This is a genomic window from Psychroflexus sediminis (genome assembly GCF_900099815.1).
GTDB lineage: Bacteria > Bacteroidota > Bacteroidia > Flavobacteriales > Flavobacteriaceae > Psychroflexus > Psychroflexus sediminis.
Map to the genome: position 1 here is coordinate 29,111 of NZ_FNCW01000012.1, position 24,851 is coordinate 53,961.

Below are 24,851 nucleotides of genomic sequence, written 5' to 3' on the forward strand. Positions count from 1 at the left end.
AGATAATCAGCTATTATACTTGGAATATTAGTCTATTTTTATTCAAAATTCAATTTAATAATTATGGGTTCATTTGTAGGTATATTTATAGTGGTGATTGCTTTTTTCATCCTTATAAGCGGTGTTTTTACAGTCAAACAGCAAACCGCTGCACTTGTAGAACGTTTTGGTAAATTTTTAAGCATAAGAAATTCGGGACTGCATTTCAAAATTCCAGTGATAGACAAGATCGCAGGTCGGATCAATTTGAAAATCCAGCAACTGGATGTGAATGTGGAAACTAAGACGAAAGATGATGTATTTGTACACCTTAAAGTGTCGGTGCAATACCAAGTGACTCGGGCTAAAATTTATGATGCCTTTTATAAACTGGAAAGCCCAAGTGCGCAGATCACATCTTATGTCTTTGATGTGGTAAGAGCCGAAGTTCCTAAAATGAAACTGGACGATGTATTTGAGCGTAAAGATGATATTGCCAATGCTGTGAAGACGGAGTTGAATGATGCGATGCTCGATTATGGTTACGACATCATAAGAACGCTTGTCACCGACATTGACCCAGACGACAAGGTAAAAGACTCTATGAACAGAATTAACGCCTCAGAGCGGGAAAAAGTGGCTGCTGAGTTTGAAGGAGAGGCTGAACGTATCAAGATTGTGGCTGTGGCCAGAGCAGAAGCCGAGAGCAAACGCTTACAGGGCCAGGGTATTGCCGATCAGCGAAGAGAAATTGCCAGAGGTCTTGAAGAAAGTGTCGAGGTCTTAAACAATGTAGGTATCAATTCTCAGGAAGCTTCAGCCTTAATTGTGGTGACTCAGCATTACGATACGCTACAGTCTGTAGGTAGTCAAACCAATTCTAATTTGATTTTATTACCCAATGCCCCTGAAGCCGGCAGCAATATGCTGAATGATATGATTGCTTCTTTTACCGCCTCTAGTCAGATTGGCGAGGAGATGAAAAAGCAGAACGAGCGTAAGGAGCGCAAAACTCTAGAAGAGGGAAAATCCGGAAAGAAATAAATTATTAGCTCATCAAGAGTATAAAAAAAGCGGCTTGAAAATTTGATTTTCAAGCCGCTTTTTTTATGTTTATAATCAGATTATTTTAATCCAAATTTCCTCAGGATCTGAGTGCCTATTCTAGCATAGATAGCTTTTTGCCCAAAAAAGGCAATCAATTCTGCTGCTACATTAGAAAAGGATAAAGCTCTTTTGATATAAACCAGATCTATATTGGCTTTCTGCTTACTGATTTCAGCTTCAAGCTTTAAGACTTTTAAATCTTTATCGATTTCTCTTATGGATTTATATTTTTTCATGAATCTGAGGAATCAGTTTGACTGAGTTCTTGTCTTAATTCTTCATTCAGTTTGTCACCTGAACTCAAAATTTTATTTAAAAAACTGAGGACAGGTTGCTCTAATAGTTTTTTTCCAAAAATACTAACGAAAATTAGAAAAACGATATAAATGCCTCCAACTATAAAAAAGCCATATGACACATGGTCTAATTTATTTCCAATTAGAAATGCGAAACCTATGGATACAAAAAATAAAACAAGGATAAGTATTCCGACTTTAATTATAAGCTGACCTCCTGTTACTAAGCTTAAAGCTGTTTTTTTAAGAAGATCTAGTTTGTAATAGTCTAAGGAGTGATTTATCGCTTCTTGAGTATCCTGAGTAAAATTTTCAAAATGATTGCCTAGAGAATTCTTCATGAAGAATATTAAAGTGATTTATTTCTTTTTCAATTCTTTCTGAAGCTCAGCATTTTTCCTTCTAAGTTCACCTAATTCACCTTCAAGCTTATTCAGCATATCATCTGCCTTGTTATTCACAGTTGAAAAAGTTTTTTCTAACTTATCCTCAAGGTTTTTTTTCGCTTCAGAAGCAAACTCTGACAGATGAGAAGAGGTCTCCTTGTATTTTTTATTTAGGTTATCTTGTAGATGGTCAGCTTCATCTCTGAGTTGTTTTCTTGTTTTGTCACCACTTTGAGGAGCGTACAATAATCCTAAACCTACACCTACTGCAGTTCCCGTTAACAATGCTAAGATTGTATTTCCTGTGTTATTTGCCATTTTATTATTAATTTTTTTTGATTTAACACAAATCTAATGCTAATTCAAGGTTTTCCTTGTTAAAACACGGTTAATAAATGGTTTAGCCTCAAGATAGGGTTCAAATATTCTAATTAATTTAGAAATTTTAAAAATCCAGCCAGGTTCTAAAATCGATATCTTTTTGAATAATGGCTTTTACTTCGGTGATGGGAACGCGTTTTTGTTCCATGGTATCCCGATGTCTTATGGTTACACACTGGTCTTCTTTTGTGTCGTGATCTACTGTAATGCAAAAGGGGGTTCCTGCAGCATCCTGCCTTCTGTAGCGCCTTCCTACTGCATCTTTTTCATCATAAATCACATTGAAATCCCATTGTAAATCTTTCAAAATGCTTTGAGCGATTTCCGGTAAGCCGTCTTTTTTGAGTAAAGGAAATATAGCTGCCTTTACCGGAGCCAGTACGGAAGGTATTTTTAGAACTGTTCTGGAACTTCCATCCTCCAGGGTTTCCTCCTGTAAAGCACTGGAAAAAACAGCCAAAAACATTCTATCCAAACCAATAGAGGTTTCAATGACGTAGGGCACATAGTTTTCACCTAATTCCGGATCGTAAAACTGAAGCTTTTTTCCGGACAGGTTTTCGTGAGCTTTCAGGTCGAAATCTGTTCTGGAGTGAATGCCTTCCAGTTCTTTAAAACCAAAGGGGAAATTGAACTCTATATCGGTAGCTGCATTGGCATAATGCGCCATTTTTTCGTGATCGTGAAATCTGTAATTTTCTTCGCCAAGACCTAAAGATTTATGCCATTTGGTTCTGACCTCCTTCCAGTGCTCAAACCATTTGAGTTCCTCTCCCGGTCTTACAAAATATTGCATTTCCATCTGTTCGAACTCGCGCTGACGAAAGATAAACTGTCTGGCTACAATTTCATTTCTGAAGGCTTTTCCAATCTGAGCGATACCAAAAGGGACCTTCATACGGCCTGTTTTTTGCACATTGGAGAAATTCACGAAAATCCCCTGTGCGGTTTCGGGTCTTAGATACAGATCTGATGCCGATTCTGCAGAAGCCCCCAGCTTGGTTCCAAACATCAAGTTGAACTGCTTTACATTGGTCCAGTCTCTGGATCCGCTCACAGGGCAGGCAATCTCGAGTTCCTCGATAAGTGCCTTCACATCGGCAAGGTCTTCATCGGTAAGCGATTTCGCCAGACGCGACAGAATTTCCTTGGACTGTCTCCTGTATTTGACTACCCGAGGATGTGTCGTTACAAATTCCTGCTCATCAAACTGATCTCCAAAGCGTTTTTTGGCTTTAGCGATTTCCTTTTGAGCCTTTTGCTCCAGTTTTTCGACATAGTCTTCGACCAGGACATCGGCACGATAGCGTTTCTTTGAATCCCTATTATCAATCATAGGATCGTTGAACGCATCAACGTGTCCCGAAGCCTTCCAGGTGTTGGGATGCATTAAGATGGCGGCATCTAAGCCAACTATCTCTTCATGGAGTTGAACCATACTCTTCCACCAATAGGCTTTGATGTTGTTTTTGAGTTCAACACCGTTTTGCCCGTAATCGTAAACAGCGCTTAAGCCGTCGTAGATTTCGCTGGAAGAAAAAATATACCCATACTCTTTGGCATGGGAGATAACCTGTTTGAATTTGTCTTGTTCTTGTGCCATACCGCAAAAGTATAAAAACAAGGCTTTATTTGGAGATTTCATACGTAAATTATTGACGGAATGTTAGCCTAAGCATTACTTTTCAGAATTTTAATCCTGCTGCTCTATTTTTTATTAAATTTAATGAACTTAAGCTTATACAACATGCTTCAGGATTTTAAAAACTTCTTATTTCCTAAGTTATGCGCCTGCTGTGATGCCGTATTGTTAAAGGATGAACAGCTTATTTGCACGTTTTGCAGGAACGAACTTCCGCTCTACCCCAACTTTTTTGACGGGGACCACGATTTGCATAAGATTCTTTACGGTCGGGTCTTGGTAGATCAGGCGGCTAGTTTATTCTACTTTGAGAAGAAAGGAATCATTCAAAATTTAATTCATGACCTTAAGTATAAAGGCAATGAAGACTTGAGTTTTCATCTTGGCGAGTGGTTAGGAAATATACTGCAGGAGGCAGGCTGGCAGCATAAAATAGAAGTGGTAATTCCAGTTCCCCTTCATCCACAGCGTATGCGCGAACGAGGCTATAATCAGGTAGAAGGCTTTGGAAAGGCTATTGCTGATAAGCTTTCAGCTTCCTACAATGATGGCCTTCTTAAAAGGAAATCCAATTCCACAACTCAGGTGTTTAAAAACAGACTGGCCAGAACTGAAGTCGTTCAAAATCATTTTTATGTGGAGGGAAGATCTGATGTAAAGGATAAACAAATTTTATTGGTAGACGATTTGGTAACCACAGGCGCCACATTAGAAGCCTGCAGCTTAGCCTTAAAGGAGGCAGGAGTTACAAAGCTTAACATCGCAACAATAGCGATAAGCAAATAAAAAAATCTATATTTTATTGTTTCTTTGCATAAACTTATCGTCAGTCATGAGAATCCATTTTTTTAGACCTTTTTTTGTTCTTGTTTTGTTGCTTATGCTGTCGTCATGTGCTCAGCGTGGGAGACCAGACGGAGGTCCTAGAGACACAGAACCACCTGCGTTTGTGAGCTCTAATCCGGAAAATTATTCGACCAACTATAAAAAAGAAGAGGTGGTCATTAATTTCGATGAGTATATAATTTTGAAAGAGCCACGTCAGCAAATTTTGTTTTCTCCACCTATAGAACCCCGTCCAAGCATTTACCCCCTGGGTCCGGCAAGCCGTTACATCAGACTCGATATCCCGCAAGATTCTTTGGAAGAAAAAACGACCTATACCGTGAATTTTGGTACCAGTATTCGGGATAACAATGAAGGTAATATACTTCCCTATTTTAAGTATGTTTTCTCAACAGGAGATTATGTAGATTCACTTCAGGTGGAAGGAAACGTTTTTGATGCGTATAACCGGCTTTCAGATGAAAACATTTCTGTGATGCTTTATGCTTTAGATTCTACCTATACAGACTCTGTGGTGTATAATCAATCTCCGCGTTATATCTCCTATGTAAGAGATTCTACGTCTTTGTTTAGCCTGGAGAATTTGAAATCTGGAAATTATAAAATGGTGGCGATTTCAGATAAAAACAACAATTATAAATTTGATCCCGCTCAGGATAAAATTGGTTTTGTAGAAGATACAGTGAAAATTCCTACCAACCAGTTGTACGATATTCTGGTGTTTAAAGAAGTCTTGGATTTTGAGGCTTCCCGGCCCAAGCAAATTTCCAGACAACACTTTGAGTTTGGTTACCAGGGCCGTTTGGAAGATTACAAAATCGACTTGATTTCTGAAACAACAGAGGATTTTGAATCTGTATATTTTAAAGATGAAGAAACCGATACCCTACATTATTGGTACAAGCCTTATTTGGAAAAGGACAGCTTACTATTTGCCTTTAGCAATAAGGACAAAATTGATACGGTTGAAATACGACCTAAGCAAATAGAAAAGGATTCTTTGACTATTTCAGAAGTAAAAATAGATAAAAACAAGCTTTTGGCCAATTTCAAACTGAAAGCCAATACGCCAATTTTAAGTTTTGAAAAGGATTCTATCCGCGTGATGACCCAGGATACTTTACCTGTTGCGTTTGACTTAAAGATGGATACGCTCTACAACCATTTGATATTTGAGTTTGATAAACAAGAAAAAACAACCTATCAAATCAATCTTTCTCCAGGAGCGATCACTGATTTTTTTGAAAATCAAAACGACAGCTTAACTTATAATTACAGGACCCGAGCTTATGCCGATTTCGGAAATTTAGCTTTGACGATCAATAACATTGATGAATACCCTGTTATTGTTGAGCTTCTTGATGAACGAGGGAAGGTAGAATCTTCTGTGTATGAAACTGAAAAGTCTACCGTTTTCTTTAAATTATTGAAACCAGGATATTATTACATCAGACTAATTTATGATCTTAACGCCAACGGAAGATGGGATACAGGAGATTTTCTAAAAGGCTTACAACCAGAGCCTGTTCTCTATGAAAATCAGCCTGTGGAGATAAGAGCCAACTGGGATGATGTGCTGAACATTAACCTATACTAAATGAATCCTTGTCTTTTAAAAATCCCAATTTATCTCTAAGTTCATAAAGATGAGACTTTTCAAGGGTTATGGTTTGTATGGCTTCTTTTTCTGGATCGTGTTCGCTCAGAGATTTGCCAAGGGCGTCATAAGCAGACGAATGGCCAACGTAAGGGAAGCTATTGCCATCGGTACCAATGATGTTGAGTCCAATGCAATAACTCATGTTTTCAACTGCTCTGGCCTGTAACAAAATATCCCAGGCAGAAACGCGCTTTTCGGGCCAGTTGGCGACATAAATTAAGACCTCATAATCATCCTTATTCCTCGCCCAAACCGGAAAGCGAAGGTCGTAACAAACCTGTAAACACAGTTTCCAGCCTTTATACTCCACAACACATCTTTCGTTGCCAGGCGTGTAGGTTTCATGCTCCCTGGCCAAAGTAAACAGGTGTTTTTTATCATATTTTGAAACGTTTCCGCCGGGTTCTACAAAAAACATCCTGTTGAAATACTTTCCGTGTTCTTTTATCATCGCACTACCGGTGATGGCAGCCTGATACATTTTAGACTGAGCTTTCATCCATCCTAAAACCTCCTCTACTTCTTCAGCATGAGTTTCAGCATTCATGGAGAAACCAGTAGTGAACATCTCCGGCAGAATAATCAAATCTGTATCTGACGGGCATTCGGAAAGTTTATTCTCAAAATGGGCCTTGTTGGCTTTGGGATTTTCCCAGGTGAGTTCGGTTTGTATGTAAGTGACTTTAAGGGATTCGCTCATAGCACTAAATTAAAAAATTAAAACTAATTTGATGATTCCAATCCTTATTTCTTTGTCAGTTGGATCAAATTAAGCTATTAAAAGTGGTTTTGTCTGTTTAGAAACTTCATATCGGGAACTTAAAGACTACCCGCACCAGCCTGTATCTTAAGGCACAGGTTATGGATAATCAACTTAGAGTTATGAATTACCCAAAGCCATATTCAAAACAAATGGCGTACCTAAGGGCACGCTGACTTGGGTTCCGCTTTAAGTTTTACCAATCTATAGTCCCTAACGGGACAGATTAATGTTTTCGATTTTGAGTAAGTTGATAAAACTTAGAAGTTGAATTGTCGATTTACTTCTCTTGAATTAAATATCAAACTCTGATTATTAGCTTTTGCTTCATCTGCTTTATGGGTAGAGTTGTCTCGTTAAAGACTTCATATCGGAAAGGAAAAGACTACACGTACGACTTTGTGCCGTTAGGTACAGGATATGGATAATCAACTTAGAGTTATGGATTACCCAAAGCAATATTCAAAACATATAGCGTACCTAAAGGCACGCTGGTTCAGTTGACGCGTTAGCTTTTACCAATCTATAGCCCCTAACGGGACAGGTTACATACTTTTTTAAAGAAGAAGATTTATAGATTTAAAATTGAGTTTAGCTATATAGCTTCAAGGCTTTACATCATAACCTTTTTTAAAACCTTATGTTGGAATTGTCTGGTTAGAGACTTTATATCGGTAACTTGAAATAGCCCTTTTGACATCTTGTGCCGTTAGGTACAGAATATGAATAGTGAAGACCTGTCTAAAACATATGGCGTACCTGACAGCACGCTGACTTGAGTTCCGCTCTAGGTTTTACCAATCTATAGTCTCTAGCAGGACAGGTTGAATCACAACTGTTTTGAGTGATTTTGTAAATTTTAGGACTCGGATTGATTTACCATTTTAAATCGGTGAATCGAACTTTTATTACAAGTGTTTTGCTTCATCTGATCTATGGGTAGAGTTGTCTCGTTAGAGACTTCATATCGGTAAGGAAAAGACTACACGTACGACTTTGTGCCGTTAGGTACAGGATATGTTATATTACTTGTATTTTGCTCTTGATGGGACAGATCCAATATCTACTCAATAGGTTTTTGTCATATCCTCATCCACAACGATAATAAAATTTGCTTTGTTGTGGTGTTCTTCACCTAAACTATTCAATTCATTTTGTTCTACGGTGGAGATGGTAAGAATATTCACATCTGGGTTGTAGGTTTTCAAATACCAGTAAATCCCCTCGAAATCATTGGAATGGTAACTGCCGTTGAGGTGAAAGAACACCTGATTGGGCTGTAAGTTCTTCAGGATAAAATGTGCCATGGTCGCATCTTTTATAGCCTGTGCTTTCACAAGGTCTTCACCACCATGACCGCCCATCATGTCAAGCATGTTTTGGTAGGAACTTAAACTCATGTCAAACGGAATGGGCAAAGGGGGCATTAACTCATATTCGACTTTGGAAAGCGAATCCAAAGCTGAAAAGCCTCCATTTTTGTACACTTTTGTAGCATAAGGTCTGGGAATATTGGTGGCGATAAACGGGGTTGAGGTCGATTTTGCAAAGTCCACAATTGGCTTATAATCGGTTGCATAATTCGTCCATACCCTTGCTTTTTTTCTGAATTCGCTTTCTGCCAGACTATCCCTAAGGTAAAGATCGAGTGCCTTCTGGGTGTCAGTTTCGAACATTTCTGCACCCAGAATAAGATTGATGCTGTCTTTTTTCAAGTCAGAAACCAGTTCAAACTGAAGCCAGTGTGAAATCGGATTGTTGTGAAATTCACCAAACAAAACCACATCCGTTTGTGAGATGCTATCCAAAACACTTCGATACGTGATGGGTTCCCCGACCTGGCTAAAGAGTTCAAAAGCCTTTTTCTCTTGAGCCTGTGTACTGAAAACGCTTATTAAATACAATAATGTAAAACTCGAAATGAGTGTTTGTTTCATGGTTTTATCTGTTTTCTATTTACCAAAGATTTCATCTGATTGATAGCGATTTGATTGAGTTTTTCCAGACGTTCTGATTGAGGCAAGTCTTGATTATTGAATACAGCATTGGTTGCTTCAATCCACCGCTTAGGAGTTAAAACGAAACTATTAAGTCCTGCTTGTTTTTTAAACCCCTCGAATTCGAGGGGTTTAAAATTAGTATTATATATACTTTCCCAGAACCCAAGCAGCTCAATTGTGTTTCTATTTCTTAACCAGTTTTGAATAATGGTATCACTATGTGCAGAGTCTTTGTATTTAGCAATATCTGTTAAGGAGATGTAATCTTCTTTTTCATATTTAAAGAGACTTATGCTCCAGCCTTTAACCTCTATTTTTTGATTCTTTGCCATAGACACTAATTTAATGATAAACAATTTAGCATTATTTCTCTTGCGAAAAACCATAGCTAAAGCTGAACATGAGCAAAAGCATTAAACCTATGTTGAAATTTTTGGTCATAATAAAAAGCATCAAGGCTTAAAGTTAGTAAGATTTCGACTCTTAGCTTTCTGCGAAAACCTGTTATATTTGAATAATTCTCAAAATAAAATACCCCATGACTCTATCTCTACGAATTCTTAGTGTGGCACTTCTGGCAAGCCTTAGCGGATTTGCACAATCCGACCTGTCTGTCCAAAAAATCATGCAAGATCCCAACTGGATGGGCACATTTCCCTCTGATGTCGCATGGAACGAACAATCCGATGTGATTTACTTTGATTATAATCCGGAACAGGAGGTATCGGATTCGCTGTATAAAATCAGTTTAAAAAACACTTCTGAAATACAAAAAGTGAGCATGGATGAAATCAAAACAAAAGTTTCATCTAGGGGCGATTATAACGCTAAACACACGGCAAAGCTTTATGTGAAATCAGGCGATTTATACCGCTATGACATCAGGAAAAATCAAACCCATCTGGTTTTGGATTTAGGGGAACGCATCAGCAGTCCAAAGTTCATCACCGATTCTGAATATGCCTTTATCACTAATAACAATCTCTACATTTATAATGCGGATCAGGGGCAAATTCAGAAAAAAACCAACCTACAATCCGGGAGTTCCAAAGACAAAGATTCCAAAAAATCTGAGAAAAATCAATGGCTGGAAGAGGAGAACTTAAGCCTTTTGGAAGAGGTTCGGGTTCAAAAAGAAAACCGAGAGTTAAGAGAAAAAAACAGAGAATTATTACGAGAAGATTCTTACACGTTTTACCTGGATAAACAAAGAGCTTTCAACTTCAACATTAGTGAAACAGGTAATTTTTTGACTTTTCAGACCTACACACCAGAGTCTGGAGATAATACGGGAGTCCCCGATTATATCAATGCTTCAGGCTACACCGAAATGCTCAATGCCAGAAGCAAAGTCGGCGACCAAACCGCACAAAGAGATTTATATATCTATCATATTCAAAAGGATACGGTCTATAAAGTGGATGTGTCTTCCCTGCCTGGCATCACCGATTTGCCAGAATACACCGAAAACTATCCGGACCGGGAATGGGAAGCAAAGCAGAGGGCGGTAAGCTTTTCGGATGTGAAGTTTTCATCCCAGGATGCGCATGCCGTGGTGGCAATAAGAGCACAGGACAACAAAGACCGCTGGATTTCTCTGCTGAATCTGGATACAGGAAGCTTGGAAAATTTAGATAGACAGCACGACGAAGCCTGGATTGCCGGACCAGGTATTGGCAGTTATTACGGAGGTGGTACATTGGGATGGCTCGCAGACGATAAACACGTCTATTACCAGTCTGAAGCCACGGGTTACTCCCATCTTTACCTTCATGATGTTGACAAAAACAAGCAAAAGCAACTGACCAGCGGAAATTACGAAGTCTTTGATCCGCAATTATCCAGGGATAAGAAATCCTGGTTTTTTACCTCTTCGGAGGTGCATCCCGGGGAACGTCATTTTTACAAAATGCCAGTCATGGGTGGGAATAAAACTCAGCTGACCTCTATGGAAGGCAATAATAAGGTGGAACTTTCTCCTGATGAAAAACACATGGCCATCTTGTTTTCCAGTTCAAACACGCCGGAAGAGCTTTACCTAAAGCCCACCAAAGCAAACGCCAAGGCAAAACAACTCACCGAGGGTCAGTCAGAAGCCTTTAGTGCCTATACCTGGAGAATGCCGGAGCTTATACAGTTTGAAGCTGAAGACGGAGCAAAACCCTATGCCAGGCTTTACAGACCCGAGGAAAGCGTCAATAATCATGCAGCAGTCATTTTTGTACATGGGGCGGGCTATTTGCAAAACGCCCACAAGTGGTGGTCGAGTTACTTTAGAGAATATATGTTTCATAACCTGTTAACAGACCTGGGTTACACGGTTTTGGATATCGATTACCGGGGAAGTGCGGGATATGGCAGAGACTGGCGAACAGGAATCTACCGACATATGGGCGGTAAAGACTTATCTGACCAGGTCGATGGCGCCGAATATCTGGTAGAAAACTTTGAGATCAACCCTGATAAAATAGGCATTTATGGAGGAAGTTACGGTGGTTTCATTACCCTGATGGCCATGTTCAACGAGCCAGATACCTTTGCTGCAGGAGCCGCCTTGCGTTCGGTGACCGACTGGGCGCATTATAACCATGGGTATACGTCCAATATTTTGAACGAGCCACATCTGGATCCTATCGCCTACAGAAAATCTTCCCCAATTTACTTTGCGGAAGGCCTGGAAGGGCATCTGTTGATCGCTCACGGGATTGTGGATACCAATGTTCATTTTCAGGATGTGGTGAGGCTTTCTCAACGGCTTATCGAACTGGAAAAAGAGGACTGGGAACTGGCGGTTTACCCGGTTGAAGGTCACGGTTTCACGCAGCCCAGCAGCTGGACCGATGAATACCGACGTATCCTCGATCTTTTTGAAAGAACGATTGGAAAATAGAGAGAAGATATTAGATATCAGAAGTTAGATGTAAAGAAGGACATTTAGATTCAATAAACAAGAAACAGGATAACATAAACCTTACAAATCATATCGTGTACCTAATGGCACACTGGCTGGGTTACATTTTGTTTTTACCAATGGATAGTCCCTAGCGGGACAGGTGAAATGTTTCTGTTTTTAAACAAGTTAATGAGATTAAGAACTTGAGTTGTTGATAAACTTATCTTGAATTAATTCATCAAGCTTTGATGATAAGAGCTTTTTTATTGTTAGAATTGTCTCGTTAGAGACTTTAAATCGGTAACTTTGGAAACACCCTATACCATCAAGTGCCTTTAGGTACTTGATATGTACAATCCAAAACGGCACTCCCACATGCATATGGCGTACCTAAGGGCACGCTGGCTCAGGTAACGCTTTAGGTTTTACCAATGGATAGTTCCTAAGGGGACAGGTTTTATGTTTTTAGTCCAAGCCTTTGAGTTTTAGTTTTGGTTTGGCGTTGACTTTAGAAAAAGAAAAACTGCCTTTTAAAAAGTAGTTTTGGTCGTTTGATTTTTTGTCTCGTTAGAGACTTTATATCGGTAACTTGAAAAAGACCCTGTCAATACTGTGCCTTTAGGTACAGGATATGAATAACCTGAATGAACACTTCAAACATATAGCGTACCTAAGGGCACGCTGGCTTAGGTAAAGGTTTAGCTTTTACCAATGGATAGTCCCTAACGGGACAGGTTGTACGTTTTTTTTAAGTCCAAGTCTTAGCATTGGGCTTGATGTTGACTTTAGAAATAAGAAAAACCGTCTTGATAGGCGGTTTAAATTAAAATTCTGGATTATTTTTTCAATTTCACAGTAAGAACAATTAAAATCATAGAAGTTGCATACATGGCATAAGTAAACCAGATGCTAAGATTATAATCCGTTAAATATTTCAAGTAAAGTATTAATGAGATTATAATAATGCAAACTAGAATTAAAAATTTAATTAGAGTCATGCCATTTCATTGATTATGCACGATGCTTCTATTGCTAATAATGCAATTCCTCCTAAACTAGCTATTGCTAAGCCACATATTATGTCACCGCCATCAAGTCCTCCATGCATATTCTCCATCTGAGTTAATTCTAAATTTTTCATAATCATAAGTATTAAGATAAAGCCAAGCAAGTGCCGAGCAAAACTCGAGCATCCTCGAAAACCTACGGAAATTTTCAATTTCCTGGTTTTCGGGATTTGTGAGATTTAAAATTGTGCTCGACGTTAGCTAGATTAAGCCTAATTAATCTGGGGAATTGTCCCGACAGGGACTTTATATAAATGGCTTCTGTTTTTAGTTATAGATAGTCTTATTCTGGACATTAAAACATATTTTAAGTGAATGCTAAACTAGGATGATATTTATCTCAGTCTATGGTGTTGTTTTTTCTTCCGCCTGAAAAACTTTTATTGTTTTCCCGATTAATTTTTCTAGGAGATCCGCTTTGCGTAGAGTTCCCCAGATCTCAAGTTCAGGGTCTGCCTGGGTCGTGATACGCAGGTGGACGGTTTCATCTTTATGCTCGATTTCCAGTTTTTGGACATTTTGATAATGACTTCTATCCAGACCATCGGCGATCCTTAAGATTGCTGACAGCTTTTTAACTCGGTTTCGGTTGGCTTTGTTGAGTTTTCTGTACCGCTTATGGCGCTTATGCGGTGCAGATTTTCTATGATACCGGGCTACATTGGCCATTATATTGATTTCATCCTCTTTAAACCCAAGCAAATCTGAATATCGTATGAGATAAAGCGCATGCTTATGGTGCTTTCGGTAAGAGATATAATAACCGATATCATGCAGTAAAGCCGCAAATTCCAACAACTCCCTGTCTGATTCCTCTAATTTTAATTCTTGCTTAAATTCATCAAAAAGTTGAAGCGCAAAACGAGCAACATGCTGGGAATGTGCTTCCGCCCAGTTGCATTTACGAAGTAATTCAAAAACACTTCGTCGGCGTGGATCTTTGAAATTGGCGACGAGGTCCAGGTTAAGTTGTTCTTTTTTGTTAGTGATAAAATTCATGATCATCCCTTCCCTGAGGGCGGCTTCTGATATTTTAAATGTTTCAAGTTTAAGCTCATCCACAAGAAAATTCACTAAAACCATCCCAGGATTAATGATATCAACTCTTTTCTCTTCTAAGCCTTTTTGATCAAGTCGTTGGCTTTTATCCAGTTTGATAAAGTTGGTGTATAAGTCCTTAAAATCAACAGTGCTAAATTCAAGTTCATTTAGACTCATCTTGGTTGGAAGGGAGTTTTTATGGGCAACCATTTCGGCTATATTTTCCATTGTTCCAGAAGAGCCAATGATGGTTTTTACATGATGTTCTTTGGCCAGTTTTAAGACTTCGGCAAGTTCCTCTCTATAGTGCTTTTGTAAGTGATCAATATCTTTGTCTTCAATTGGGTCTGAATTTACAAAGGCAGCAGCCATACGAGCTACCCCCAGTTTTAAACTATTATAATAGATAAACTTCTGATTATTGCCAATGATAAATTCAACACTTCCACCACCGATATCGGCCATAAGCACCATTTCATCTTTTAAATCAATACTGTATCTAATGGCTATACCGATCAATTCGGCCTCCATCTTTCCAGAAATAGCCCGAATCCTAATCCCTGTTTCTTCTTCAGCCTCTTCAATAAAATCACCTCCATTTTCAGCTTCCCGAATAGCACTCGTGGCATAGGCCAGAATAGTCTCGACATGATGGCTGTCGCACAAAAACTTTATTCTTTTCAGCGCTTCTAATCCACGATCCATAGCCTCGCGACTTAATCTGTCTTCCAGTCCCTTTTCAGCGAGGATAACCATTTCTTTAAGCTTATTTACTGTACGGAAACTACCATCGGGATAAATGTCTACCAGAACGGCATGAAAAGAGTTGGTGCCCAGGTCTATGGCGGCAATGCGCTTGGTAGCATCAGAATTAGAAGAATTGTCGCTCATTTTTAAATTTTAAGTTTGAAAATGAATAGTCAATCATCTAATATAAATAATTTTTGACTAGCGTTTGGAATGTAATATTTCAGAAATGATTTGATTTTTTTTTGAACACAATCAATAAAAAAGCGGTTACAACTTTTGTTGTAACCGCTTTTTGGTTTATGATATTCAAGTTTAAAGCCTAAGTTTTTACCAAATTCTGACTCTTTCCTCCGGAGCGATATAAAGGTCATCTCCTTCCTGTATGTCAAAAGCTTCATAGAAGGCATCGACATTTTGTAGGGGCACGTAAGCTCTGTACTGTCCAGGAGAGTGCGGATCTGTTTTGACCTGAGTTCTCAAAGCTTCATCTCTTATTTTGGTTCTCCAGACGGTTGCCCAGGAGACAAAGAAGCGCTGCTCTGGTGTAAAGCTATCAATTTTCCCTGGCTTTTCTTCGTTTTCATAGTGCAACATCAGTCCGTCGTAAGCCCCTAACACACCACCTAAGTCCCCTATGTTTTCTCCTAAGGTAAACTTGCCGTTGATGTAGACACTGTCCAGGACCTCAATGCTGCTGTAAAGGGCAGCCAAATCGTTTCCGCGTTCCGTGAATTTTTCTAAATCTTCATCCGTCCACCAGTTTTTAAGGTTTCCTTCGGCATCAAATCTGGCACCACTGTCATCAAAGGCATGAGAAATTTCATGTCCAATAACGGCGCCAATTCCACCGTAATTGACAGCAGCATCTGCCCTGTAATCGTAAAAAGGCGGCTGTAAGATAGCTGCAGGGAATACAATCTCGTTAAATAAGGGATTGAAGTAAGCATTCACCGTTTGTGGCGACATCCCCCACTCTTTTTTGTCTACCGGCTTTCCTATTTTACTTAGGTTATCCTTATAATTCCACAGTCCAACGGCCTGCATGTTTTCGTAATAGGTGTTTTCTGAGGTTACTTCCAGATCGCTGTAATCTTTAAACTCGTCTGGATAGCCAATTTTCACTGTGAATTTATTCAGTTTTTCAACGGCCTGAGTTTTGGTCGAATCCTGCATCCATTCCAGATTCTGAATTCTACTTTGAAAAGCCGTAATAACGTTAGCAACCATTTTTTCCGCTTTTTCCTTGGCTTCCGGCGGAAACTTTTGATCCACATAAAGCTTACCTACAGCTTCACCAATTGTTCCGTTTACCACGGAGAGCGCCCTTTCTTCCAAAGGTCTCTGGGCTTTAGCACCACTTAAGGTTTTGCTGTAAAATTCCCAGTTGGTTCTGGCAATTTCAGTAGATAATTGATTGGCTGAGTCATGGATAGTTGACCACATCATCAAGGTTTTGAGGTCATCTAAAGAGGTTTCCTCTACTATAAAATCTAAGGCTTCCATGTATTTTGGCTCCATAACCAGGACCGTATCCGGTAATTTTTCAACTCCAAGATCTGTCATAAACTTCTTTAAGTCAATATTTTTAGTGACTTCGTCAAGATCATTAACAGCATAACGGTTATTGAAATTTCTAAAATCTCTTCGGGCAACTTTATCCAGTCTTGGACCGGCAAGTTGTGTTTCCAATTTTAAAACCGTTTCTGCTTTAAATTTCGCATCTTCTTTTGAGCCGCCGAAATACGAAAGCATTTTCACGATATGATCCTTGTATTGTTCTCTTATCTCTTTAGATTTTTCATCTGTATCGAGATAGTAATCCCTGTCTGGCAAGCCCAAACTTCCTGTGCCTACGTAAGCGATATTGGTGTTACTGTCGTTGGGATCCGAATAAGCAGAAACCCCAAAAAACGGCGAAGAAATCGCTGTAGGATATTCAGCTAAAAGTTTTTGGATTTCCTCTTTGCTTTGTATTTCTTCTATACGATCCAATTTATCCATGATAGGATCAATTCCTGCCACGTTTCTCGAAACGGTGTCTAATATTGAATTGAAAACAGCGATGGCTTTGCCCTGATCTGATGTTTTAGGATACTTGCCAGATTCCTCGGCAGTTTTTAAAATGTCTAGAACATCGGTGTCTGTGGATTTTCTTAAAATCTGAAATCCTCCCCACGAGGTCCTGTCGTCTGGAATTTCTGCCTCTTTCATCCAGCCTCCATTCACATAAGAGTAAAAATCATCTTGTGGATTCACAGTGGTATCCATGTATTGGATGGTAATACCTTGGCTCTCGTCCAAAGATTCATTTTTGGAATCCTGACACGAAAAAAACAATGTTGAAGCGCCAATGGCTACAAACATCAATTTTAATTTATTCATAATTTTAATTTTAATTTGGGTTAAAAATACAGCTTTTTATGATGAAAGAAAACTTAGTGCAGAGTCTCTAGGTATTTACGGTCTAATTTTGACTTTTGCTTAACAAGCTCATCGACCAAAGGATTGGGCACGGCCAAAGAAAGCACGTAATGTTTGATTTTCCACGCCCCGTTTTTAGTCTGAATAAGGACTCCCGAACCTCTACACAACCCCATGTGGTCAGAATTTAAAACTTCATCAAACCAGGCCATGTTTTCATTTTCATTGATATAGACATTCCGACTAACGGATTTAAACGTCCAGGCTTTTCCAGCATCAAAGTAGGGCTTCGAAAAAGCTTTAAATTCTTCATAATTCCAAACTTCGGAAGCATCGGAGCCTACGAAAACCGCATCTTCGGTCATCAATCCAAAGTAAGACTCGAAATTTGCATTTTCAGCAGACTTATGCCAGGCATCTATAGTGGTGTTTATGTTTTGTTTTTGGGCAAAACCGGTGCTTACTAACACCAGCGAAAGAATTGAAATAAGAGGCTTTAATCTCATGGATTTATCGGTTTTAGAAGGTTATTCAACAGGACTGTTTTCAATGATAAAAACTTCATTCAGCTGGATATTGAGATTATTGAAATCGAGTTTCAATTTTGCACTCAGATCTTTAATTTCCCCGGGATTGGGCTTTATCCGCTTTGTGTTTTCGTTTAGTAAATTTACATGTGTTTTAAGGCTAAGGATTCTTGCATTAACAGCATTGGTTTCAAAAACCGGAGGAACGGTAACGGATAAAGAATCCACCACATTTTCTATGGTTTCTGAATTGTTTATGACATCGGAGATGGTGTAATTTTCTAAACGTTCCATTTCAGAATTTAAAGCTATATACATGATCCATTCTTCAGTCTTTCTTTTGGCTTTTTCCGACAATTTTACAGTTTGTATGCTGTCCAGATTGATTTTTTCCTGAAGTTTTGCTGGAATCACGGCTGAAGTCTCGCTTTTAGGTTCTTCTTTTTTTTGATCTGCACAGGATATCGCCTGAGTCCATAGAGCTAGAAATGAGAAGACAGCAAGTAAAGATTTTAATTTCATGTGTTTTTTTTATAGTCCCACCCGCCTGAATGACTCAGTTGGGAAGGTGTAAGCTTTGATTATTTTAAGTATGCAGGTTGCCTATTTAATTATTTCAACCCAAATGTAGAGTTTGAATCTTTAAGTTTTTCATAATTACGAAAATTTTATTCTCAAGTATGAATCAAAGCTTAAATTTGAACAAAATTTAAAAATATGCCTTCTAAGATATTAATTGTAGGAGCCTGTGGACAAATCGGTTCTGAACTTACGCAAGCTTTAAGAGACATTCACGGTAAAGATGCCGTGATAGCAAGTGATATAAAACCATCAACCTCTTCAGAACTTTCCGGTGAATTTTTCGAAATTCTGGATGCCACGGATTACGAGAACTTCAAAACTGTAGTTACTAAACATGATGTAGACACGGTTTACATGATGGCGGCTATGCTAAGCGGCACGGCCGAAAAATTTCCTGAAAAAGGCTGGGATCTCAACATGACCTCCTTATTCAATGTGCTAAATCTTGGCAAAGAAAAATTGGTAAATAAAATATTTTGGCCTTCCAGTATTGCCGTTTTTGGACCGACTACCCCAAAGGTAGACACCCCACAACAAACCATCATGGAACCAACAACCGTTTACGGCATAAGCAAACAAGCCGGTGAACGCTGGTGCGCTTATTATTACAAACGTTATGGGGTTGATGTTAGGAGTATTCGTTATCCGGGATTAATAAGTTATAAAACCCCTCCCGGCGGCGGAACTACAGATTATGCCATAGAAATCTTTCATGAGGCTTTAAAGTCATCTAGCTATACTTCTTTTTTATCCAAAGATACTGCTCTGCCTATGATGTATATGGATGATGCTATACAGGCAACCATAGCCATCATGGATGCTCCCGCTGAATCTATCAAAATAAGATCCTCGTATAACCTGTCCGGGCTAAGTTTTACTCCTGAAGAACTTTATGCTGAAATTAAAAATCACATTCCTGGTTTTGAAATTAGTTACGAATCTGATTTCAGACAGGCTATAGCAGATTCCTGGCCGGACAGTATTGATGATTCTGAAGCTAAATCAGACTGGGGATGGAAAAAAGATTATGACCTTGAAATGACTGTAAAAGCCATGCTTGCAGGTGTGAAATCACTGAAAAAAGTAAACTAATATTTGATTTTAAATACCCCCCTGTAAGATTAGGATTTAAAAATAAGACACCTCCTATCGTGCAGGTGTCTTTATTTACAGAGATTAGGATGAAGCTCCAGTAAATATCTTTTTCTTGTGCAAATTTATATTCAATTGTCATTTTTAGTATATTTATTTCTCTAAACGACATAAAATGTCCATTCATGAGCGAATATTTAAAGCGCCTATCTTTTATTATAAACACACTTAAGGAGAATGAATACACTTCAGAACAATTATTGGCAAATTTGACTGAGCGGGGATTTACTGTTTCACAGCGACAACTGCAAAGAGATCTCAAATCCCTGCGAGAGGTCATAGCTCATAATGAGGAGTTAAAGAGTCATTTTTTTGAGGGGAAGAAGCACTTCTACATTAAAATATCCTCGGAGCCTAACCTAAAGCCTATTGGTTTTGATTCTTCCAATACAGAATCAACGCGATTTTTTCATCAAAATATCGACTCACAAAAAATTAAAACTTTAGAAAGAATTGAAACTGCGATTTATCAAAGAAAGACCCTAGAAATTCAATTCGTTAAGGATGATGAGACAGGGCATAATTTGGATTTGGACGCTTCCAAATTGATTATTTGCCCCGTAAAATTGCTTCTTCATAGGGCTTCTTACTATCTAGCCTGTTTAAATTGTAAAACCAAAACGGTTGAAGTTTTCGGAATTCGTCAATTGACACAGATCGAGCTTGGCAGTTCTTTTTCAAATTTTAATCACATGAAGCGTTTAGTTGACCAGGAACTCAGTAAGCGCTTTGGGATCACCAAAAATATAGATGATCAAATTTATGATATAGAAGTTGAGTTTACTTCTTCCACAGGTCGATTTATAGAAGATCATCATTGGCATTCTTCACAGAAAATCATCAAAACCAACGGCATCTATATAATGACTATGCAGTGTGGAATTAACAGAGAATTGATGGGCTGGTTGATGCTTTGGATGTATAATGTAAGAATTAAACACCCAGAGATATTGAAATCCCTTTATAAAAAATCACTAGTGGAGTGTGAGTCTACACTTAAAGCAGAAACCCCCTTTGTGTATCGAAATATTTTTAAGAGTTAAATGCACTCTTTTTAGTTTGAGTTTCAAAATAATTCACTGCTAAAACTACAGGGATATTTTCTTTTGACTTTTTCATCCAAAGATTTATCAGTTGTTTTGCCAAACTGTATTTAATTATATTTGGGTACTTCAAATACTCAATTTATGAAATATCAGGTTCTGTTTTTAATCGTATTGTCGTCCATGACCTCTCTGGCTCAGCAAACTTCTTCAAAAGAAGAACTAATGCTTGGTTTTCTAGAGGCTAATGCCCGGGATCAGATAAATTTTCTGGAAAAAACGGTCAATATCAATAGCGGGACACTTAACCTGGAAGGGGTTCGGGAAGTAGGAATGCACTATAAAAAGGAGCTGGATGATTTAGGTTTTGAAACGCGCTGGATAAGCATGCCGGATAGTTTGAACAGAGCGGGCCATCTATTTGCAGAAATCAATGGTGGCAGCGGAAAAACAATTTTGCTGATAGGTCATCTGGATACCGTTTTTGAGGAAGATCACGAATTTCAATCCTTCTCACGTACCGGTGACACTGCAGAAGGCCCGGGGGCAAATGATATGAAGGGCGGGAATGCCATAATCATTTATGCGCTCAAAGCTTTAGAGGCTGCTGGTGAACTGGAGAACAAACATATTATCGTTGCCTTTACCGGAGATGAAGAAAAACCTGGGCATCCCTTAAGTGTAAGTCGGTATGACCTTGTAGAAGCTGGTAAAAAAGCGGACATCGCTTTGGGTTTTGAAACCGCATCGGGAATGAATTATGCTACAGTAGCGAGGAGAGGCTCCAGTGGATGGACTTTGAAAGTCAAGGGTAAGCAGGCGCATTCCTCTGGTATCTTTAGCAAAAATACGGGTGCGGGAGCCATTTTTGAAGCCGCGAGAATACTTCATTCGTTTTATGAGGACGTCAAAGGGGAGGACCTCTTAAGCTTCAATCCTGGTGTCATTTTAGGAGGTACCAACGTCAGGTACGATACCAATGCATCCACAGGAACCGCTTTTGGAAAAACCAATGTAGTCGCAAGTGAACTCGAAGTTTATGGAGGTTTGCGTTTTATTTCTGAGGAGCAGAAAGAAAAAACGCGTGAGAAGATGAGGGACATTGTGAGAAACAATTTACCTCAGACTTCTGCGGTTATCAGCTTTTCAGATGCATACCCGGCTATGGAACCCACTGAAGGAAATGCTAAGCTTCTTGAGGTCCTGGATGAGGTTAGTCAGAGTCTTGGATACGGCGAAGTAAAGGCTTACGACCCGGGGAAGCGTGGAGCTGCCGATATTTCATTTATAGCCCAGTATGTGGATGGTTTAGATGGTCTGGGAGCCATGGGCAGTGGTGCTCACTCCCCATCGGAGACGGTCAATCTTGAAACTTTTATTCCATTAACACAAAGGGCCGCAGTCTTGATTCATCGCCTTGGCAGCGAATAGGCTCCGCCAGTTGATTTTTTGAACAAGGAATCTGTTTACCGCCTTTTCAAAGAAATTATATACAATCAAAAAAAGCGTTTTAGATAACCTCTAAAACGCTTTTTAATCTTATTCAGTTTAACTAAAATCTATCCGGCAACGCTTGCGCCCAGATATTCTCTATTCATCCTGGCGATGTTTTCCAGGGAAATGCCTTTTGGACATTCAATTTCACAGGCCCCCGTGTTGGTACAGTTACCAAAACCTTCTTTATCCATCTGATGAACCATGTTTAAGACCCGCTCATGCGCTTCTATTTCTCCCTGGGGTAACAGGGCAAACTGAGATACTTTAGCGGAAGTAAACAACATGGCACTTGCATTTTTACAAGCGGCCACACAGGCTCCACAGCCTATACAGGTTGCTGCATAGAAAGCATCGTCTGCGTTCTCTTTTTCAATAGGAATGGAGTTGGCATCCTGGGTATTTCCAGAGGTGTTTACAGAAATATATCCCCCGGCATGCTGTATTCTGTCAAAAGAAGATCGGTCGATAACTAAATCCTTAATCACAGGAAAGGCGGTAGCTCTAAAAGGTTCTATGACAATCTCATCTCCATCGTTAAACTTTCTCATGTGGAGTTGACAGGTGGTTACAAGTCGGTCTGGCCCATGAGGCTCCCCGTTAATTTGTAATGAACAAGACCCGCATATTCCTTCTCTACAGTCATGGTCAAACTCGATAGGTTCTTCGCCTTCGTTTATCAAATCATTATTGACGACATCGAGCATTTCCAAAAATGACATATCGCCATCTATTCCATCTACATCGTAGTTTTGAAATCCTCCTTTAGCACTGGCATCTTCCTGACGCCATATTTTAAGTTTAAGCTTCATAAGTCAATTATTTATAGCTTCTTGTTTTTAATTCAATATTTTCAAACTCCAACTGTTCTTTGTGAAGTTTTGCATCCCTTGGGTTTCCAACATACTCCCAGGCAGAGACAAATCTGTAATTTTCATCATCTCTTAAAGCCTCGCCGTCTTCTGTCTGATACTCTTCTCTAAAGTGGCCTCCGCAGGACTCATTTCTTTCCAAAGCATCTTTAGCAAACAATTCTCCCAGTTCAAGGAAATCTGCAACCCTACCTGCTTTCTCGAGTTCCTGATTTTTAGCTTCCGCTTTACCGGTCAGTTTCACATTAGCCCAGAAATCCTCCCTTAATTCCTTGATTTCATCCATGGCTTCCTTAAGCTCCTTCTCGTTACGAGACATACCGCATTTATTCCACATGATTTTACCTAATTTCTTATGGTAATAATCCACAGGGTTTTTGCCATTGGCATTAAACAGCTTTTGAATTCTTTCTTTAACTTCTTTTTCAGCTGTTTCAAACTCTTCAGTATCTGTTGGAATAGATCCCGTTCTAATATCATCGGCCAGGTAATCGCCAATGGTATAAGGAAGTACAAAATACCCATCTGCAAGACCTTGCATCAATGCTGAAGCACCAAGCCTGTTAGCCCCATGATCGGAGAAGTTGGCTTCCCCGGCTGCATAACAGCCCGGAATAGTGGTCATCAGGTTATAATCTACCCAAAGTCCGCCCATGGTATAATGAACAGCGGGGAAAATCATCATCGGTGTTTTATATGGATTTTGGTCTGTAATTTTCTCATACATTTCAAATAAGTTTCCATACTTGGACTCGACAACTTCTTCTCCCAGTTTTATAATTTCTTCTTTACTTGGGTTTTTATGCCCGGACGTAAATGCTTTTTCTTTTCCATAACGCTCGATAGCGGCCTTAAAGTCAAGATAAACCGCCTGTCCAGTTTTGTTAACGCCATAACCTTCGTCACAGCGTTCTTTGGCAGCTCTCGAAGCCACATCTCGTGGGACAAGATTACCAAAAGCAGGATACCTGCGTTCTAAATAATAATCTCTATCGTCTTCATCAATTTCTGTAGGTTTCAATTTACCTTCACGAATCGCTTCAGCGTCTTTTTTGTTTTTTGGCACCCAGATACGGCCGTCATTTCTCAGGGATTCTGACATCAAAGTCAGTTTGGACTGTAAGTCTCCCGAGACAGGAATACAGGTCGGGTGAATTTGTGTAAAGCAGGGATTGGCAAAGAAAGCACCTTTTTTGTGCGCTCTCCAGGCGGCCATCACATTACTACCCATAGCGTTTGTAGACAGGTAAAAGACGTTTCCATAACCCCCTGAAGCTAAAACCACAGCATGGGCAGAATGTCTTTCAATTTCTCCGGAAATAAGGTCACGGGCAATTATCCCTCTGGCTTTTCCGTCCACAAGTACCAAATCCATCATTTCATGTCTGTTGAAAGCCTGGATTTTACCCCTGTTGATTTGTCTGTTCATTGCTGAATAGGCTCCCAGAAGCAATTGCTGTCCGGTCTGACCTTTGGCATAAAACGTTCTTGAGACCAACACCCCTCCAAAAGACCTGTTATCTAAAAGTCCACCGTATTCTCTGGCAAAAGGAACCCCCTGAGCCACGCACTGGTCGATGATGTTTCCAGAAACTTCTGCTAGTCTGTACACATTGGCTTCTCTGGATCTGTAATCACCCCCTTTTACAGTGTCGTAAAACAATCTGTAGTCGGAGTCTCCATCCCCCTGGTAGTTTTTGGATGCATTAATGCCTCCCTGCGCTGCAATAGAGTGTGCACGGCGAGGAGAATCCTGATAACAAAATGTTTTTACATTATATCCCAGTTCTGCAAAGGTTGCAGCGGCACTACCACCAGCCAGGCCTGTTCCCACGACAATAATATCGATATTCCTTTTGTTGGCGGGATTAACCAGGTTGATTTCGTTTTTATGTTTAGTCCATTTCTTTTCAATTGGACCTTCTGGTATTTTTGATTCTAAAACTGACATA

The 24,851-nt window shown here is 39.4% G+C and carries 21 protein-coding genes; 7 read left to right on the forward strand and 14 right to left on the reverse strand.

All coding sequences use genetic code 11. The annotated features are described in order from the left end of the window. Positions 1 to 63 precede the first annotated feature (63 nt). Complete coding sequence (locus BLP81_RS11315; RefSeq protein ID WP_093368800.1) at positions 64 to 1,023, forward strand: SPFH domain-containing protein; 960 nt, start codon at positions 64 to 66, stop codon at positions 1,021 to 1,023. 80 nt (positions 1,024 to 1,103) lie between these two features. On the opposite strand, the gene BLP81_RS11320 is transcribed toward BLP81_RS11315, so the two are convergent. The 4 genes from BLP81_RS11320 to BLP81_RS11335 form a co-directional block, all read right to left on the reverse strand. Beyond that, positions 1,104 to 1,322 carry a DUF6327 family protein gene (locus BLP81_RS11320; RefSeq protein ID WP_093368803.1) on the reverse strand — a complete coding sequence of 73 codons (219 nt, stop codon included), beginning with the start codon at positions 1,320 to 1,322 and terminating at the stop codon, positions 1,104 to 1,106. After that, the gene (locus tag BLP81_RS11325) at positions 1,319 to 1,723 is read right to left on the reverse strand and encodes a hypothetical protein (protein ID WP_093368807.1); all 405 of its coding nucleotides are present in this window, start codon (positions 1,721 to 1,723) and stop codon (positions 1,319 to 1,321) included. Before BLP81_RS11325 ends, BLP81_RS11320 begins: the two co-directional genes overlap by 4 nt. Before the next feature lie 18 nt (positions 1,724 to 1,741). Next, positions 1,742 to 2,086 carry a YtxH domain-containing protein gene (locus BLP81_RS11330; protein WP_093368810.1) on the reverse strand — a complete coding sequence of 115 codons (345 nt, stop codon included), beginning with the start codon at positions 2,084 to 2,086 and terminating at the stop codon, positions 1,742 to 1,744. Positions 2,087 to 2,213: 127 nt separating this feature from the next. Next, a complete protein-coding gene (locus tag BLP81_RS11335) occupies positions 2,214 to 3,752 on the reverse strand; it encodes a glycine--tRNA ligase (RefSeq protein WP_093368813.1) in 1,539 nt (512 codons plus the stop codon). A 123-nt stretch (positions 3,753 to 3,875) separates the two neighbouring features. Between BLP81_RS11335 and BLP81_RS11340 the strand changes: the two genes are divergently transcribed. Together BLP81_RS11340 and BLP81_RS11345 are read left to right on the forward strand one after the other, a co-directional pair. Then, complete coding sequence (locus tag BLP81_RS11340; protein ID WP_245686464.1) at positions 3,876 to 4,577, forward strand: ComF family protein; 702 nt, start codon at positions 3,876 to 3,878, stop codon at positions 4,575 to 4,577. 46 nt (positions 4,578 to 4,623) lie between these two features. Continuing rightward, positions 4,624 to 6,234, forward strand: a complete 1,611-nt coding sequence (locus BLP81_RS11345; protein ID WP_093368819.1) for an Ig-like domain-containing domain — start codon at positions 4,624 to 4,626, stop codon at positions 6,232 to 6,234. On the opposite strand, the gene BLP81_RS11350 is transcribed toward BLP81_RS11345, so the two are convergent. The 3 genes from BLP81_RS11350 to BLP81_RS11360 form a co-directional block, all read right to left on the reverse strand. After that, on the reverse strand, positions 6,221 to 6,997 hold the full coding sequence (locus tag BLP81_RS11350) for an amidohydrolase (protein WP_093368823.1): 777 nt from the start codon (positions 6,995 to 6,997) through the stop codon (positions 6,221 to 6,223). The two genes, BLP81_RS11345 and BLP81_RS11350, sit on opposite strands and share 14 nt — an antisense overlap. 1,127 nt (positions 6,998 to 8,124) lie before the next feature. Beyond that, entirely contained in the window at positions 8,125 to 8,994 is an 870-nt protein-coding gene (locus tag BLP81_RS11355) for a ChaN family lipoprotein (protein WP_093368826.1), read from the reverse strand. Then, positions 8,991 to 9,389: a KilA-N domain-containing protein gene (locus BLP81_RS11360; protein ID WP_093369015.1), complete on the reverse strand. Its 399-nt coding sequence runs from the start codon at positions 9,387 to 9,389 to the stop codon at positions 8,991 to 8,993. The genes BLP81_RS11355 and BLP81_RS11360 overlap by 4 nt, the downstream gene beginning before the upstream one ends. A 206-nt stretch (positions 9,390 to 9,595) precedes the next feature. Between BLP81_RS11360 and BLP81_RS11365 the strand changes: the two genes are divergently transcribed. Continuing rightward, a complete protein-coding gene (locus BLP81_RS11365) occupies positions 9,596 to 11,947 on the forward strand; it encodes a S9 family peptidase (RefSeq protein WP_093368828.1) in 2,352 nt (783 codons plus the stop codon). Between the two features lie 997 nt (positions 11,948 to 12,944). Here BLP81_RS11365 and BLP81_RS13670 read toward each other — a convergent pair. The 5 genes from BLP81_RS13670 to BLP81_RS11385 all read right to left on the reverse strand — a co-directional run bounded on the left by BLP81_RS13670 (position 12,945) and on the right by BLP81_RS11385 (position 18,278). Further along, positions 12,945 to 13,091, reverse strand: a complete 147-nt coding sequence (locus BLP81_RS13670) for a hypothetical protein (RefSeq protein WP_176752713.1) — start codon at positions 13,089 to 13,091, stop codon at positions 12,945 to 12,947. Between the two features lie 271 nt (positions 13,092 to 13,362). Then, complete coding sequence (locus BLP81_RS11370) at positions 13,363 to 14,949, reverse strand: Ppx/GppA phosphatase family protein (protein ID WP_093368831.1); 1,587 nt, start codon at positions 14,947 to 14,949, stop codon at positions 13,363 to 13,365. Positions 14,950 to 15,135: 186 nt separating this feature from the next. Next, entirely contained in the window at positions 15,136 to 17,190 is a 2,055-nt protein-coding gene (locus BLP81_RS11375; protein ID WP_093368833.1) for a M13 family metallopeptidase, read from the reverse strand. A gap of 53 nt (positions 17,191 to 17,243) precedes the next feature. Beyond that, entirely contained in the window at positions 17,244 to 17,735 is a 492-nt protein-coding gene (locus BLP81_RS11380) for a nuclear transport factor 2 family protein (protein ID WP_093368835.1), read from the reverse strand. 21 nt (positions 17,736 to 17,756) lie between these two features. Continuing rightward, complete coding sequence (locus tag BLP81_RS11385) at positions 17,757 to 18,278, reverse strand: hypothetical protein (RefSeq protein WP_093368841.1); 522 nt, start codon at positions 18,276 to 18,278, stop codon at positions 17,757 to 17,759. A 195-nt stretch (positions 18,279 to 18,473) separates the two neighbouring features. On the opposite strand from BLP81_RS11385, the gene BLP81_RS11390 reads away from it, so the two are divergent. The 3 genes from BLP81_RS11390 to BLP81_RS11400 all read left to right on the forward strand — a co-directional run bounded on the left by BLP81_RS11390 (position 18,474) and on the right by BLP81_RS11400 (position 21,964). Further along, a complete protein-coding gene (locus BLP81_RS11390) occupies positions 18,474 to 19,430 on the forward strand; it encodes an NAD-dependent epimerase/dehydratase family protein (protein WP_093368843.1) in 957 nt (318 codons plus the stop codon). A 185-nt stretch (positions 19,431 to 19,615) separates the two neighbouring features. Beyond that, the gene (locus BLP81_RS11395) at positions 19,616 to 20,533 is read left to right on the forward strand and encodes a WYL domain-containing protein (RefSeq protein WP_093368846.1); all 918 of its coding nucleotides are present in this window, start codon (positions 19,616 to 19,618) and stop codon (positions 20,531 to 20,533) included. A 144-nt stretch (positions 20,534 to 20,677) separates the two neighbouring features. After that, positions 20,678 to 21,964: a M20/M25/M40 family metallo-hydrolase gene (locus tag BLP81_RS11400; RefSeq protein WP_093368849.1), complete on the forward strand. Its 1,287-nt coding sequence runs from the start codon at positions 20,678 to 20,680 to the stop codon at positions 21,962 to 21,964. A gap of 128 nt (positions 21,965 to 22,092) precedes the next feature. Here BLP81_RS11400 and BLP81_RS11405 read toward each other — a convergent pair whose 3' ends face one another. Both BLP81_RS11405 and BLP81_RS11410 read right to left on the reverse strand, forming a co-directional pair. Then, a complete protein-coding gene (locus BLP81_RS11405; RefSeq protein ID WP_093368852.1) occupies positions 22,093 to 22,839 on the reverse strand; it encodes a succinate dehydrogenase/fumarate reductase iron-sulfur subunit in 747 nt (248 codons plus the stop codon). 7 nt (positions 22,840 to 22,846) lie between these two features. Beyond that, the gene (locus tag BLP81_RS11410; RefSeq protein WP_093368855.1) at positions 22,847 to 24,850 is read right to left on the reverse strand and encodes a fumarate reductase/succinate dehydrogenase flavoprotein subunit; all 2,004 of its coding nucleotides are present in this window, start codon (positions 24,848 to 24,850) and stop codon (positions 22,847 to 22,849) included. Position 24,851: the final 1 nt, after the last annotated feature.